Raw genomic sequence first — 14,680 nt, forward strand, 5'->3', positions numbered from 1 at the left:
GATCTCGACCAGCTTGGTATCTGAACATCGCGTCAAATCCGTCTCGGCGAGTTCGTCGACCAGGGCATCGAGTCGCGCCAGCAGCACCGCCACACCCGTTGGTGCTGGGTCGTGTTGCTCGATCATGGTGATCCCCCCACTCGATGTATCGAATGTATGTTCGATACTACCGTGGGTCCGGAGATCCCGCAACCACATCGTGCCACGCACCGTCAATCAGGAAGGACGGCCAATCTTTGCTTGTTTGCGATGGGTGGCGGCGAGTGCCGGTAGCACCGTGCCGCAATAGTGGTCGATCTTGAGGGTCGCCAGGTCGTCGCCGCGTGTCGCGCCGCGGTTGACGATGACGATCGTCTTGCCGGTGCGGTGGGCATGGCGGACGAACCGCAGGCCACTCATCACCGTCAGTGACGAACCGGCGACCAATAGCAGATCCGCTTCATCCACAAGTGAAAAGGCCTGCTGCACAATTTTTTTCGGCGCGCTTTCGCCGAAGTAGACGATGTCGGGTTTGAGCGTGCCGCCGCAGTCGGCACAGTCCACCATGCGGAAGTCGGCGGTGTCGGTGAGTACGGCGTCGGCGTCGGGGGCCACCTCGATGGCGCCCCGCCCACGGACGCGGGCGGCGTATCCCTGGTTGGCCGCCTCCAGCCGGGCGGCGAGCCGATGCCGGGACAATTGCCGACCACAGTCGAGGCAGCGCACCCGCCCGTAACAGCCGTGCAGTTCGACGACGCCGCGGGTACCCGCCTTGGTGTGCAACATGTCCACGTTCTGGGTGATGACCGTGCTCAATTGTCCGGAGCGCTGCAGCGCGGTGAGCGCGTGGTGTGCATCGTTGGGTCTGGCCGCATCCATATGCCGCCAGCCGAGATGATTGCGTGCCCAATAGTGGCGGCGGAAGTCCGGAGTGGACAGGAACGCCTCCAGCGTCATGGGCGTACGCGGGGGAGCGTCGGGGCTGCGGTAGTCCGGGATTCCGGATTCGGTGGAGATGCCGGCGCCGGTCAATGCCACCATCCGTCGGCCCGACGCCAACGTGCGCAGGATGTCGATCCGCTCGGCGACGTCGTCGTCGAGCGGGGTCGGTTCGGCGGGGGACTCACCCAGTTGCAGACGCGAACGCACCCCATCCAGAGTAGGCGGACCTACCGCGGATGGGGTGCGCAGTGCCTTGTGCGGTCAGACTGTCTCGGAGTGCTTGCCGTTCGGCGAGTCGACGGTGACCAGCGGGTAGATGCCGTTCTCGTCGTGGACCTCGGTGCCGACGACCGGAGGATTGAAGACGCAGAGCATCCGCATTCTGGTGTCGGCGACCACGGTGTGGCGCTCGTGACCGTTGAGCAGGTACATGGTGCCCGGCGCGAGCGGGTACTCCTGTCCGGTCTCTCGGTCGGTGAGCGTGCCGGTGCCCTCCACCAGCCAGACCGCCTCGATGTGGTTGGCGTAGTGGAAGTTGTTCACCGAGCCCGCATTGATGGTGGTCTCGTGGAAGGAGAACCCGACCCGGTCGCCACCGAGCACGATGCGCTTGGAGACCCAATTGCCTAGCGGGTCGGCGACGTCTCGTTCGGTACCGGTGATCTCGTCGGTGGTGCGGACGATCATGCGACCACCTCCGCGACCGATGCGGACAGAATCTCCAGCCCACGATCGAGATCGGCCTCTGAGATTGTCAGTGGCGGAAGAAGTTTCACCACTTCGTCGGAGGGTCCGGAGGTCTCGGCCAGCAGTCCGGCGCCGAATGCCTGCGCGCAGACCTTGCCTGCGGCATTGGCTTCCTCGAAGACGAGTCCGCGCACCATGCCGCGGCCGCGCGTGGACACGCCGTCGTAGCGCTGCGCCAGGTCGTCGAAGGTTGCGCCGATCCGTTCGCCCTTGGCGTGCACCTGCCGGCTCAGAGTGTCGTCGGCCCAGAATTCGTTGATCGCCTCGGTGGCGGTGACGAAGGCCGGGTTGTTGCCTCGGAAGGTGCCGTTGTGCTCGCCCGGCGTCCAGACGTCGAGGTCGGGGCGGAACAAGGTGAGCGCGAGCGGTAGGCCGTAGCCGCTGATCGACTTCGAGAGCGTGACGATGTCCGGGACGATCCCGGCATGTTCGAAGGAGAAGAACTCGCCGGTCCGGCCGCAGCCCATCTGCACATCGTCGACGATGAGCAGGATGTCGCGGCGCTTGCAGAGTTCGGCGAGGGCCTGGAGCCATTCGGCGCGGGCGACGTTGACTCCACCCTCACCCTGGACGGTCTCCACGATGACGGCTGCGGGGCGGTTGAGGCCGCTGCCGGAGTCGTCGAGCACCCGCTCGAACCAGGCGAAATCCTCCACGACGCCACCGAAGTAGTTGTCGAAGGGCATGGGGGTGGCGTGGACGAGCGGGATGCCGGCACCGGCGCGCTTCATCGAGTTGCCGGTCACCGACAGCGATCCCAGCGTCATGCCGTGAAAAGCGTTGGTGAAACTGATGATCGACTCACGCCCGGTCACCTTTCGAGCGAGCTTCAATGCCGACTCGACGGCGTTGGTCCCGGTCGGTCCGGGGAACTGGATCTTGTAGTCCAGTCCGCGCGGGGTGAGGATCTTTTCGACGAAAGCGTCGATGAAAGCCCCCTTGGCCACCGTCGACATATCGAGTCCGTGGGTGATTCCGTCATTCGAAATGTAGTCCAGCAGTGCGGACTTCAGCTTAGGGTTGTTGTGACCGTAATTGAGTGAACCGGCCCCGGCGAAGAAGTCGAGGTATTCGCGACCGGACTGATCGGTCAGCCACGAGCCGCTGGCGCGGGTGAAGATGGTCGGCCAATTGCGGCAGTAGCTGCGGACTTCGGATTCGTGCTGGGTGAAGACGGTGTCGTCGATCGTCTTGTCGAGAAGGTCCATCGGTGATCTTCCTCCGGGTGTTGATATTCAATTTGCGCCTGGGTCAAGCGTTCTCGCGGTAACGATGTGCTCAGGTGAGGCGACTGACAGGGTATGGGGGAGTCCGTGTGCGGTTCGGTCGACCGCGGGACACGGCGTCGCAGTAGCGCGGAGGCTATATGTGACCTGGTGTCGGACGGTCTAGTTCGCGTCCGTGACCGGTTCGAGGAGATACAGATCCTCGGGCTGGTGTGCGTCGGGGAATGCGTCGGCGGGGAACAGGTCGCGCCGCGTGAAACGCAATCCGCGGGCGGTGGCCACCGATTCGAACAGTCGTTGGGATGCAACGTTGTCCGGGCTGATCGTGGTGTTCATTGCGATGACCCCGTCGTGTGCGGTGCGGTCGAGAAGGCGGTGCAGCATCGTCGCAGCGATGCGGTGTCCGCGGTAGGTGTCGTCGACCGCGACCTGCCAGACCATCAGAATTGCCGGGTCGTCGGGTCGCCGGTAGCCGGTGACGAATCCGACTGTGCGGGAATCAACTTCGGCGACAATGGAGGTCGAGGCGAAGTCGTGACACCATAGGACATAGGAATAACTCGAATTGACGTCGAGAACCTTTGAGTCCGAGGCGATTTCCCATAGTCGGATGCCGTCGTCGGTCGTCGGCGACCGGTAGTCGACGTGGATGGCGGTTGTTGGGGCCGTTCTTGTTTGAAACGGGCTCATGACGTTTTCGACGTTAACAACGCGTCACCTCGAAGTCACCCGGCTGTCCGAATTGGTCCGAAAAGCGCCTTGCTTAGCCCTGCTCAGGACTGGTATGTGAGGTGGGTCACATTCATGTGTTTCGACTTGCTCTCGGAGCGCGGTGGGTGTGCGCGCCGCGGCGGCGGCGGGCGGGCACAATGGAACAGATGACCGAGTGTCAGGAGGCACCGCAACGATGACGCGCATCATCTCCGGCGAACTGCGTGGCCGGCGCCTGAAGGTGCCCGACGAGGGCACCCGCCCCACGTCTGATCGGGTTCGTGAAGCGATCTTCAACATCCTGGACGCGCGCTGCGAGTGGGCCGACCTGCGCGTTCTCGACCTGTATGCGGGTTCGGGGGCGCTCGGCCTCGAAGCGCTGTCTCGGGGTGCGGGCACCGCCGTCCTCGTCGACGCGTCCCGTCGGGCGGCGGCGTCGATCGCCACGAATATCGCGACGTGCGGGGTCAAGGCTGCCACCACCGTGGTGACGCGGCCGGTGCAGGCGTTCCTGTCCGGCACGCACGCCACCTATGATTTGGTCTTCTCTGACCCGCCTTACGACCTCGGCGTCGACGAGATCACCGAGGATCTTCGTCTGCTGGCCGACGGCCTGTTGTCGCCGGACGCGTTAGTGGTACTGGAGCGATCCGCGCGCGGGGCGGGCCCGCAATGGCCGGGTGGGTTCGAGGTGCTGGTCGACAAGACCTACGGCGACACCAGGGTGGAGATCGCTCGCCATGGATGACATGAACGCGACGACCAAGGCGGGCATCGTTCCCTGGCATGTGGGCGGTCGGGAGATCGCGCTGCCGCTGATCTGTGCGCCGATGGCGGGTGGGCCGACCACGCCGGCGCTGGTGTCCGCGATCGGCGCTGCCGGAGGACTCGGCATGCTCGCCGCCGGCTATCTCTCTGCGGACGCCTTCGAACCGCTCGTCGCCGAGGTGGCCGCCACCGGCGTCGTGTGCGGCGTCAACCTCTTCCTGCCCGGGCGGATCGCCACCGACGAGGAACTGTCCGCGGTGCGCGCCTATCGGAAGACGCTGACACCGCTCGCCGACGAGTTCGGCGTCGGATTCGGTGAACCCGCGTACTTCGACGAGGACATCGACGCCAAGATCGGCATGCTCGCCGCGTATCGGCCGGCTGTGGTGTCGACGACCTTCGGGGATCCGGGCGCCGCGCTGATCGCGCGCATCCACGCCGAGGTCGGTGCCGATGTCGCGGTCACCGTGACCAGCGTGGAGGAGGCTGTGGTCGCCGTCGCCGGCGGTGCAGACCTTCTTGTCGCCCAGGGCATCGAGGCCGGTGGTCACCGAGGGATCTGGACCGACGACGCCACCGATCCGCAGGGCGGGCCGGGCCTGTCCACCCTTGAACTCGTGGCCGCGATCCGCGCAGCGGTGCAGGTGCCGATCATCGCTGCCGGTGGACTCGCCGACGGTGCCGGGATAGCCGCCGTGCGCTCCGCCGGAGCTGTTGCGGCCCAGCTGGGTACGGCCTTCCTCTGTTGTGACGAGGCGGGGACGTCGGCGTTGCAGCGTGCCGAACTCATCGACGGGGAACGTCGTCGCCGAGCGTCGTCGGAGGCCGACGCCGGCACCCTGGTGACCCGCGCCTTCTCTGGTCGTCCGGCGAGGTCGCTACGCAATGCCCTCGGCGAGCGGCACCGCGAGGATGCGCCCGCGGTCTATCCGTATGTGCACTATCTGACCAAGCCGCTGCGGGGAGCAGCGACCGCTGCAGGCGATGCCGACGCGGTGAACCTGTGGGCGGGCACCGGCTGGGCATCGGTGCGCACCGGATCGGCCGCCGACATCGTCGGCGTACTGCGGACTGAACTGGAGGCTGCTGTCCGCCGATAGCGCCGGGTAAGTTTGCGCGCATGACGACGGCAGTGTGTCCCGGTTCCTTCGATCCCTTCACCCTCGGCCACCACTATGTGGTCGAACGGGCGGCGGCCTGCTTCGACGAGGTTGTGATCACGGTGGTGGTCAATCCCAACAAGCGCGGCATGTTCAGTGTCGACGAACGCATCGAACTCATCCGTGCCGATTGTGCGGATCTCCCGAATGTGCGCGTCGACCGGTGGACCGGTCTGCTCGTCGACTACATGCGCAACGAGGACATCCACACCATGGTCAAGGGGCTGCGATCGGCGGTCGACTTCGACTACGAGGTCCCGATGGCGCAGATGAATCGTGAACTGGCCGATGTGGAGACCATCTTCCTGCTGACCGACCCGCGGTTCGCGCATGTGTCGAGCTCGTTGGTCAAGGAGGTGGCCAAGCTCGGCGGTGACGTCACCCCGTTCCTGTCGGCGAATACCCACCGGCATCTCGCCGCCCGGATCGCGGGTGAACGCAGCATCTGACGACACGCCGACAACACCCACCTCAGTAATCACAGACGAAACATTCGGCACAATAGTCACATCAAACTCGTTTGAATCAAGGCAAGCGCCGGATTGGGGTGGCTGTGTACAGGGTTTTCGAAGCTCTCGATGAGCTTGTCGCCATCGTCGAAGAAGCACGTAGCGTCCCGATGACCGCGGGATGTGTCGTGCCGCGTGGCGACGTCCTCGAACTTCTCGACGACATCAAGGATTCGATCCCGGGTGAACTCGACGACGCCCAGGACGTACTCGATCAGCGCGACACCCTGATCGGGGATGCGCGTGAGCACGCCGAGACGGTGACCGAGAAGGCCGACTCCGAGTCGGAGGCAGTGCTGGCGCATGCCCGCGCGGAGGCCGACCGGGTGCTGTCGGAGGCCAAGGCACAGGCCGACCGGATGGTCGACGAGGCCAGCGCGCACGCGAAGTCCCTGGTGGACGACGCCAGCGACGAGGCGCACCGGATGTCGACCAGCGCCGCCCGCGAGTTCGAGGCGGTGACCGGCCGTGCGCGCGCCGAAGCTCAGCGCACCGTCGACGCGGCCAACAACACCTACGACAAGTCGGTGGCCGACGGTATCGCCGAACAGCAGCGCCTGGTGTCGGAGACCGAGGTCGTCACCGCGGCCAAGTCCGAGGCCGAGCGGATCATCGACGCCGCCCACGCCGAGATCGACCGCCTGCGCGGCGATTGCGACGTCTACGTCGACGAGAAGCTCGCCCAGTTCGAAGAGATCCTCACCGGAACGCTCCGCTCGGTGAACCGTGGTCGCCACCAGCTGCGCACCGGCGCAGGTATGCACGACTACGTGGAGTATCCGCGATCCGTCGACGACACCTCGTCGCGTCGCGAGAACATGAACCGCACCTACGACCACGAGCAGGGTTCGCCGCTCGCCGTCTGATCGGCCAAGGTTCACCCAATGCCCGGGAAGGAGTGCTTGGCACTCCGCCCGGGCATTCGGTCATTTCCAAGGAACCGGGCGTATCGTGCTTGCTGTGACTGAACGTGCTGTGACTTCTCATGTCGGAACCCCGGACGCGGCTGCCGAATCCCGTCGGGATCCCTTCGTCCTCGATGTCCGGTCGTTGTCGCGCCGCGCCGGCACCATGACCGAGACCCATCGCACCGTGACGACGCCCGCCAAGATCGGCGGCGAGATGATCGCGATCCCGGAGAACAGCGAGGTCGACCTCGACCTTCGGCTGGAGTCGGTCACCGAGGGTGTTCTCGTGACCGGCACCGTCTGCGGTGAGACGGCGGGGCAGTGCGCGCGCTGCCTGGAGCCCGTCGACGGCACGGTGTCGATCTTCCTCACCGAACTGTTCGCCTATCCCGACAGTGAAACCGAGCAGACCACCGACGCCGACGACGTGTATCGCATCGTCGACGATCGGCTCGACCTGGAACAGGCGATCATCGACGCCGTCGCCGACGAATTGCCGATGTCGCCGCTGTGTGCCGACGACTGCCCGGGGCTGTGCCAGGTGTGCGGCATCCGGCTGGCCATCGCCGAACCCGGTCATGCCCACGACATCATCGACCCGCGCTGGGCGAAGCTGGCCGACAAATTCCCCGCCGCCGAGGAGTCCGGAGAGACATCCTCGGGTGAGGAACCCGGAGCCGGCTCGTGAGCGAGCTCGACGGGGTGGACGTCGTGAGTGGGACGTCGGCCCCGGCGGGCGGCAAGTTCGCGGATCTGCTGGCCGCCCTGGACACCACGATCACCGACGAACTGCTCAACCTCGCGCTGACGCACCGTTCCTACGCCTATGAGCATGGTGGCCTGCCCACCAACGAGCGGCTGGAGTTCCTCGGCGACTCGGTACTCGGTGTCGTCGTCACCGAACGGCTGTATCTGCAGTACCCGGACCGTCCCGAAGGTGACCTCGCCAAGATCCGGGCCAGCGTCGTCAACATGCACGCACTCGCCGACGTCGCGCGCGGCCTGGGCGAGGGCGGACTCGGCCGGCACCTGTTCCTGGGCCGTGGCGAGGAGATGACCGGTGGCCGCGACAAGGATTCGATCCTGGCCGACGGCCTGGAATCGCTGTTCGGCGCGGTGTTCCTCACCCACGATCTGGCCGAATCGCAACGCGTCATCCTGCGGCTGTTCGACGAACTCATCGACCGTTCCGGTGCGTTGGGTGCCGGTCTGGACTGGAAGACCTCGCTGCAGGAACTCAGTGCCGAACGCGGCTTCGGGCAGCCGCAGTATCAGATCAGCTCGACCGGGCCAGACCACAACAAGGAGTTCACCGCGGTGGCGGTCATCGGCGGTGAAGACCTCGGTGAAGGCGTCGGCCGCACCAAGAAAGAGGCCGAGCAGCGTGCCGCGGCCCGTGCCTGGCAGGTGCTGAGCGAGCGGACCGCATCGTCGTGAACGATGCCTGAACTCCCCGAAGTCGAGACCGTCCGCATCGGGCTCGGCGACCATCTCGTGGATCGTCGCATCACCGCGGTCGAGGTGCTGCATCCGCGTGCGGCGCGGCGCCACGTCGGCGGTGACACCGATCTGATCGGCCGGATGCGCGGCAAAACCGTCGTCGGGGCACGGCGTCGCGGCAAATACCTGTGGCTCGATCTCGCCGATCCGACCGATCGCGCGGCGCTCGTCGTACATCTGGGCATGAGCGGCCAGATGCTGATCGCGAAAGCCGGTGCACCCGACCACACCCACCTACGGATCCGGGCCAACCTCGACGACGGCAACGAACTCCGCTTCGTCGACCAACGCACCTTCGGGGGCTGGCATCTGGACGAGTACGTCTCATCTGATCCTGGTCTCGAAGATGGTGCGGCCCAGTCTGATTCGTCTGCCATGGGCATACCCGCGTCGGTGGCACATATCGCGCTCGACCCCTTCGATCCCGACTTCGATGCAGCGGCGGTCGTCACCCGCATGCGCGGCAAGCACTCCGAGATCAAACGCGTGCTGCTCGACCAGACAGTGATCTCCGGCGTCGGCAAGATTTGGAAACATAAACAATGGGTCTTGTGCACTGCTGCATACACGCGGCAGTTTTGCGCGCTACGGCGTGAATCTCACGGGGTGCTCTATGCCTGAATTGCCTGAGGTCGAGGTCGTTCGTCGTGGTCTTGAACGGCATGTGGTCGGTTCGGTCATTAACGCTGTACAGGTGTTACATGAACGTCCCGTCAGAGCGCACGCTGGCGGTGTTACCGGGTTTGTTGACGAGTTGCGGGGGAGAAGGTTCACTGCTGCGCGACGGCGGGGCAAGTATCTGTGGCTTGCTCTCGACGATGCCGATGCCATGATCGCTCACCTTGGAATGAGTGGGCAGATGCTGGTTCAACCGGTGGGGCAGGCAGACGAGCGTCACTTGCGTGTGCGATTTGGTCTCGGGGGGCAGGAGCTGCGCTTCGTTGACCAGCGCATGTTCGGCGGACTCTCATTGAGCGATGGGGGAGCGCTGCTTCCTCCGGAGATCGCCCACATTGCGCCGGACCCGTTGGAGACAGCGTTCGATCCGGTGGCTGTTGCCGCCCGCATTCGCCGCAGTACGTCAGCCATCAAGCGCCTTCTGCTTACGCAGACGGTTGTGAGCGGTGTGGGGAACATCTACGCAGATGAGTCGCTATGGAGGGCGGGTCTTCACGGTGAACGCCCAGGGCGGCAGCTGACCCGCGCCACTGTGTTGCAACTGCTTGAGCACGTGAAGGACGTCATGGCAGAGGCGCTGGAACAGGGTGGAACCAGCTTTGACGCCCTCTACGTGAACGTGAATGGCGAGTCGGGCTACTTTGACCGTTCGCTGAACGCATACGGCCAAGAGGGTCGACCCTGCGCCCACTGTGGGACCTTGATACGCCGAAGCGCCTTCATGAACCGAAGCTCCTACTTCTGCCCGGTGTGTCAGAAGCCGCCTCGGGGATTCGCAACTGGCAGACGTGGCTGAAGGTCAAGGAGCGCCGTCTTGAGCGCGCCCGCTACAGCCTGTGCCCCTCAACGGCTGTAGCCCGTCGAGACCACAGTCTCCCCGCAGTTCAGGCAGGGACCGTCGGTTGTGTCAGGTCCATCGGGGAACGCCGTGAGCGCGAGGCTCGCCGTCCTGAGCGCTGCGAGTGGCCGAAGTCCCAACTGTCGGCGCACGACTCTAGAATTCAAGGCATGTCGCAGTCTGCTGCGGCACAACTACGTAAGGATGATGTGAGTGTCGAAGCAGCGCTTAGCCCTGACCTGGTTCAATCAGGACAAGTCGCTCCTGCCCCTGCCTGAGGGCGGTTACGAGTGGGTCGAGCGTGATGACCCGCGTGTCACGGAGGTCCGCCTCCTTGAGGAGTTTGACCGCGTGGGTGAGGTGGGCGGCACGCCTGCCGACAATCTGCTCATCGTTGGCGACAGTTTTGATGCACTCCACTCACTGACTTCCATCCCTGAGTACGCAGACGAGTACAAGGGCAAGGTCAAGCTTGTCTACATCGACCCCCCGTTCAACACGGGGCAGGCGTTTCAGCAATATGACGACAACTTCGACCACTCCATCTGGCTCACCATGTTCAGAGATCGAGTTTCTAAGCTGGCGGAACTCTTAAGTGACGATGGTTCGATCTGGGTGCACCTGGATGACGTTGAGGTTCATAGAGCCAGAATGATCCTCGACGAGGAATTAGGGATTAACAACTTCGTTGCAACGATCGTCTGGCAGAAGCGATACTCGCGGGAGTCGCGTCCTGCTATCGGTGATGCTCACGACTTTATTCTGGTGTATGCCAAGAAGCCGGCTCTATTCAAGGAAGTTCGCAACAAAGTCACGAGACTCTCCGCTAAGGAGTACAAGAATCCGAACAACGACCCACGGGGACCATGGCGTCTAGTGCCAATGAATGCTCCTGGCACTCGTGCTAACCAGATGTACCCAATCACTGCTCCCAACGGGAAGGTCTGGTATCCCCCGAAGGGTAGGTGCTGGTCAACGATCGAATCCGGTTATAGGGCTTTGCTTGAAGCCGATCGAATTCGTTTTGGTGTGAGTGGAGACGGAGCACCCGGCATTGTGCGGTACCTTGACGAAGACGACGGCCTGACTCCATGGACATGGTGGCCTCATGAAGAAACGGGGCATAACGACGAGTCCAAGAAGGAACTGCAGGCGCTTTTTCCTGACTTAGAAACTGTTTTCGATACTCCTAAGCCTGAGCGCCTTCTAAGTCGTATCCTTCAGATAGCTACCAATGAGGGCGACATTGTCGTTGACTGCTTCGGTGGTTCAGGCACCACGGCCGCGGTGGCACACAAGATGGGGCGCAGGTGGATCACGGTTGAGGCAGTTGAGGGAACGGTTAATGCCTTCACTCACCCACGGCTGACGAAGGTGGTCAGTGGTGCCGATGACGGCGGAATCTCGATGCTCGATGAGCGGGTTACTGACCTAGAGCTGCCGGGCAATGTCACGGTAAAGGACCTCGATGACTCGCGTGGAACGTTGAAGCGTCTTCTAGATGCTGGGGTGCTGGGCGAGGAGAATGCCGAGGTTCGTCACCTCCTAGGGCTCCTCAAGTCGAAGCGCAGTAAGGAACGCCTCTGGTTTGGCGGCGGTGGTTATCGCCTCCTTAAGGTTTGTGCGCCTCGGACGGTTCGGGTTGGCAACCACCTAGCGCTCGTAGGTGGCACCAGTGAATTGGGAGTCTTTGTTGCTGCACAGCTCGGCTATCACTTGACCCCCGACCGAAATGGGGTAACGGGAGCGAGGAACCGCGACGTACTGGTAGTGGTGGAAGGCATTGTCGATGAGGAGCAAGTGAAGCATGCCGTTTCCGCAGTGAATGATGACGAAACCATTACCCTGGCCGGCTTAGCTGTGCACCCGGACGCACAGGCCTTTCTGTCGGGGCTGCGGCCTGGATCACGAGTGGTCAAGGTGCCGACCGGGTTCTACAAGCAGTCGAAGGTGATCCGATGAGCTGGGTTGACTACAACGCCGACCAAGTCGAAGCCATTGCGGCGCGCCTAGACCTCCGTGACCCTAACCGGCGAGCGCTCCACAAGGTAGCGGAGCATCTCGCCGAGGGAGACGGTCGAGAACTCATCTGTGATCTTGCTACTGGCGTGGGTAAGACCTACCTAGCAGCGGGGGTCTTGGAGTACCTCGCGGATGCAGGTGTGAGGAACGTCGTCATGATCGTCCCTCTCGATGTCATCTATGAGAAGACGATCCAGAACTTCACCCCGGGCTCGCGAAAGCACATCGTTGGTGCGGAGTGGGAACCGGTGGTCATCACTGCTGAGAACTTCAAGCAGCACGTGGACGAGATGAACGATCCCACCAAGCTCAAACTGTTCATCTTCAAGGTCCAGACGCTCCTTAAGCCGAGTGAAGACATGAAGCGCAAGATGCACAACGAGAATGAGTCCATGGGTGACGCGCTCTACGCTCACCTCCAGGGACTCGACGACTTGGTGGTACTTGCTGATGAGCACCACGTCTACTCTGGCGACGCGGAGAAGTACGGTCGTACGATCCGAGAGCTTGACGCCCGCGCCATCGTCGGTCTGACTGCGACTCCCAAACAAGCCGATGTGAAGGCGGGGAAGGTTGTCTTCCGCTACAGCCTCGCTGAGGCCATAGCTGACGGTCTGGTCAAGATCCCGGTCATCGTCTACCGCGAGGACGGCACGAAGGACGTACGTTCGCAGTTGGCAGATGCTTGTCACCTTCGCGACCTCAAAGAATCGGCGTGGCGTGCTTACTCCCACGCCATGGCAAAGCCAGCAGTGGTGCCTGTCCTCTTCGTGGTTTGTGAAGAGATCAAGAAGGCCGAACAGGTGGCGGAGTTACTAACTTCAGGCTTCCTCACTGACCCCGGTCAGGTTCTGTTGATTACTGGCGGGTCCAGCGATAAGGCGCTTCGTGCTCTGAAGGCTGTTGAGGATGGGTCGTCGCCGGTGCGAGCGGTAGTCAGCGTGGACAAACTGAAGGAGGGCTGGGACGTACGGAACATTGGTGTCATCGTCTCCTTCCGACCGCTCTTATCCGCCACACTGACTGAACAGGTGCTTGGGCGTGGGCTTCGCCTACCCTTCGGGGAACGCACCACCATTGAAGCCGTTGACACCGTGGACATCGTCGCCCACGAGTCTTATCGCCAACTTCTGGCAAGCAAGCGTGCTCTCCTTGAACAAGTGTTGGAGGACCGCGCTAGTGCTGCCACAGAGCTGACCACCACTCCGACTGTTGAAGTAAGCGATCAGGGTGAGGAGGTCACGCGCTCGAACGCTGGCGTGCCACAGGCTGAGGGGCAGCAAGGACTGACCTTCGTGTTCGGGTCGGACGACTCCGAGCAGTCTGTTGACCCGTCTGTCCTCCTCATGGTGCAGGAGTTCGGTAGTGCGGTGCAGCAACAGGAGAGCGGTGCTGCCGCAACCGTGAGGTTGGTATCACCCGTTGATGGCGCACCCCGGATCAGGTTTCCACGGCTGGACAGGCAGGCAGTGCCGACGAAGTTCTCGTTGAGCCTCGTCACGGAGCAGCAGGCACGTGACCTTGGTGGGAAGTACCTGACTGAAGAGTCGGTCTACATGAAACGTGTGGCCATCGACGCCGAGCGCGGTCTCGACGGTGAGGTCGTGGTCGGTGAGCGCTTCCTCGAGGAGGAGAAGGCGTACCTCGAGACGCTTCCGTGGCCGAAGGTGAAGGAGCAGTTGGAGTCGAAGGTGCTCGGGCTTGGCGTGGTTGAGTCCACGCTCGCCGAGTTCCAGGCGGCGAGTGATGTCCTCGGATGGTTCTTGGACGGTGCAGGAGTAGCAGGCGACGAGCACGCGCAGTGGAGTGTGAAGCGTGCTGCGCTGGCAACGCGAGCCATTGAGAGCATGATCGTCAAGGCTTACGAACTCCGTGCCACAACGCCCACATGGGAGTTCAAAGTGGTCGAGGTTCCAGTGCTTCCGCCGAGTAGGCCGATGCCCTCACCGGTCCTGAGCAAGTGGGCAGACTTTGCCAAGGGCATGCACTACGACGGGTGGCAGAAGTGCGTGGAGCCGGTAGCAAGCTTCGATGCCAAGAGCACCGAGTTCGCACTGGCTCGGATGCTGGATTCGTCCTCGCAGATCAAGTGGTGGCTTCGCATCTACACCAATGGTCCGACTTGGATCGAGTGGGACGGCGGGCGGTACTTCGCGGACTTCATCGCCATCGACAACAAGGGAACGTACTGGTTGATCGAGGGCAAAGCTGACGACGACGCGAACGACGAGAGCGTGCTTGCCAAGCGCGCCGCCGCTGAGGCATGGGTCGAGCGGGTCAACGATGTGGCTGTCTACGGGACCTGGCGCTACCTGTTCGCGAACGAGTCGGCCATTGCCCAGGCGCATGGCCGTTGGCTCGACTTGGCTAAGTAGCAACGGACTCGAGACGGCGAGCCTGACGGCTCGACCGGCCGAGTCATCGGTACATCGTGAACAGCAGTATAGGGGCTCTTCCCGATTGACGGTGCGTCGCACGATGTGGTTGCGGGATCGCTGAACCCACGGTAGTATCGAACATACATTCGATACATCGAGTGGGGGGACCACCATGATCGAGCCCGTCATGATCGAGCATCGCGACCCAGCATCGCCGGGCGACGCAGCATCATCGGGTGTGGCGGTGCTGCTGGCGCGACTCGATGCCCTGGTCGACGGACTCGCCGAGACGGATTTGACGCGATGTTCAGATA

General features: G+C 63.1%; 13 protein-coding genes and 1 pseudogene. 10 read left to right on the forward strand and 4 right to left on the reverse strand.

The features are described from left to right. Nucleotides 1–216: 216 nt before the first annotated feature. The 4 genes from QSJ18_RS19845 to ectA form a co-directional block, all read right to left on the reverse strand. Entirely contained in the window at nt 217–1,128 is a 912-nt protein-coding gene (locus QSJ18_RS19845) for a Sir2 family NAD-dependent protein deacetylase (RefSeq protein WP_286328381.1), read from the reverse strand. Nucleotides 1,129–1,182: 54 nt separating this feature from the next. After that, on the reverse strand, nt 1,183–1,608 hold the full coding sequence (locus QSJ18_RS19850; protein ID WP_286328382.1) for an ectoine synthase: 426 nt from the start codon (nt 1,606–1,608) through the stop codon (nt 1,183–1,185). Further along, a complete protein-coding gene (ectB, locus tag QSJ18_RS19855) occupies nt 1,605–2,876 on the reverse strand; it encodes a diaminobutyrate--2-oxoglutarate transaminase (protein ID WP_286328383.1) in 1,272 nt (423 codons plus the stop codon). Before ectB ends, QSJ18_RS19850 begins: the two co-directional genes overlap by 4 nt. A 180-nt stretch (nt 2,877–3,056) precedes the next feature. Beyond that, a complete protein-coding gene (gene ectA, locus QSJ18_RS19860; RefSeq protein ID WP_286328384.1) occupies nt 3,057–3,584 on the reverse strand; it encodes a diaminobutyrate acetyltransferase in 528 nt (175 codons plus the stop codon). A 217-nt stretch (nt 3,585–3,801) separates the two neighbouring features. On the opposite strand from ectA, the gene rsmD reads away from it, so the two are divergent. The 10 genes and pseudogenes from rsmD to QSJ18_RS19910 all read left to right on the forward strand — a co-directional run bounded on the left by rsmD (nt 3,802) and on the right by QSJ18_RS19910 (nt 14,363). Continuing rightward, the gene (gene rsmD / locus QSJ18_RS19865) at nt 3,802–4,353 is read left to right on the forward strand and encodes a 16S rRNA (guanine(966)-N(2))-methyltransferase RsmD (protein WP_286328385.1); all 552 of its coding nucleotides are present in this window, start codon (nt 3,802–3,804) and stop codon (nt 4,351–4,353) included. Between the two features lies 1 nt (nt 4,354). Next, a complete protein-coding gene (locus QSJ18_RS19870; protein WP_286328386.1) occupies nt 4,355–5,473 on the forward strand; it encodes a nitronate monooxygenase in 1,119 nt (372 codons plus the stop codon). Between the two features lie 20 nt (nt 5,474–5,493). Continuing rightward, nucleotides 5,494–5,982 carry a pantetheine-phosphate adenylyltransferase gene (coaD, locus tag QSJ18_RS19875; protein WP_286328387.1) on the forward strand — a complete coding sequence of 163 codons (489 nt, stop codon included), beginning with the start codon at nt 5,494–5,496 and terminating at the stop codon, nt 5,980–5,982. 104 nt (nt 5,983–6,086) lie between these two features. Continuing rightward, complete coding sequence (locus QSJ18_RS19880; protein ID WP_286328388.1) at nt 6,087–6,908, forward strand: DivIVA domain-containing protein; 822 nt, start codon at nt 6,087–6,089, stop codon at nt 6,906–6,908. 94 nt (nt 6,909–7,002) lie between these two features. Continuing rightward, nucleotides 7,003–7,638: a YceD family protein gene (locus QSJ18_RS19885; protein WP_286328389.1), complete on the forward strand. Its 636-nt coding sequence runs from the start codon at nt 7,003–7,005 to the stop codon at nt 7,636–7,638. 23 nt (nt 7,639–7,661) lie between these two features. Further along, nucleotides 7,662–8,387, forward strand: a complete 726-nt coding sequence (gene rnc, locus QSJ18_RS19890; protein ID WP_286328394.1) for a ribonuclease III — start codon at nt 7,662–7,664, stop codon at nt 8,385–8,387. Between the two features lie 3 nt (nt 8,388–8,390). After that, nucleotides 8,391–8,981 (forward strand): annotated as a pseudogene (locus QSJ18_RS19895) (DNA-formamidopyrimidine glycosylase family protein); the annotation flags it as partial. 82 nt (nt 8,982–9,063) lie between these two features. After that, nucleotides 9,064–9,924, forward strand: coding sequence for a bifunctional DNA-formamidopyrimidine glycosylase/DNA-(apurinic or apyrimidinic site) lyase (gene mutM, locus QSJ18_RS19900; RefSeq protein ID WP_286328390.1), 861 nt, complete (start codon nt 9,064–9,066; stop codon nt 9,922–9,924). 255 nt (nt 9,925–10,179) lie between these two features. After that, nucleotides 10,180–11,928 carry a site-specific DNA-methyltransferase gene (locus QSJ18_RS19905; RefSeq protein ID WP_286328392.1) on the forward strand — a complete coding sequence of 583 codons (1,749 nt, stop codon included), beginning with the start codon at nt 10,180–10,182 and terminating at the stop codon, nt 11,926–11,928. Next, nucleotides 11,925–14,363 carry a DEAD/DEAH box helicase gene (locus QSJ18_RS19910; protein WP_286328393.1) on the forward strand — a complete coding sequence of 813 codons (2,439 nt, stop codon included), beginning with the start codon at nt 11,925–11,927 and terminating at the stop codon, nt 14,361–14,363. The genes QSJ18_RS19905 and QSJ18_RS19910 overlap by 4 nt, the downstream gene beginning before the upstream one ends. Nucleotides 14,364–14,680: the final 317 nt, after the last annotated feature.

This window comes from Gordonia heveisoli, assembly GCF_030315745.1.
Taxonomy (GTDB): domain Bacteria; phylum Actinomycetota; class Actinomycetes; order Mycobacteriales; family Mycobacteriaceae; genus Gordonia.

Coding starts and splice junctions, on each gene's coding strand:
- QSJ18_RS19870 (WP_286328386.1), top strand. CDS start 4,355: ATGAACGCGACGACCAAGGCGGGCATCGTTCCCTGGCATGTGGGCGGT.
- QSJ18_RS19850 (WP_286328382.1), bottom strand. CDS start 1,608: ATGATCGTCCGCACCACCGACGAGATCACCGGTACCGAACGAGACGTC.
- ectA (WP_286328384.1), bottom strand. CDS start 3,584: ATGAGCCCGTTTCAAACAAGAACGGCCCCAACAACCGCCATCCACGTC.
- rsmD (WP_286328385.1), top strand. CDS start 3,802: ATGACGCGCATCATCTCCGGCGAACTGCGTGGCCGGCGCCTGAAGGTG.
- QSJ18_RS19910 (WP_286328393.1), top strand. CDS start 11,925: ATGAGCTGGGTTGACTACAACGCCGACCAAGTCGAAGCCATTGCGGCG.
- mutM (WP_286328390.1), top strand. CDS start 9,064: ATGCCTGAATTGCCTGAGGTCGAGGTCGTTCGTCGTGGTCTTGAACGG.
- coaD (WP_286328387.1), top strand. CDS start 5,494: ATGACGACGGCAGTGTGTCCCGGTTCCTTCGATCCCTTCACCCTCGGC.
- ectB (WP_286328383.1), bottom strand. CDS start 2,876: ATGGACCTTCTCGACAAGACGATCGACGACACCGTCTTCACCCAGCAC.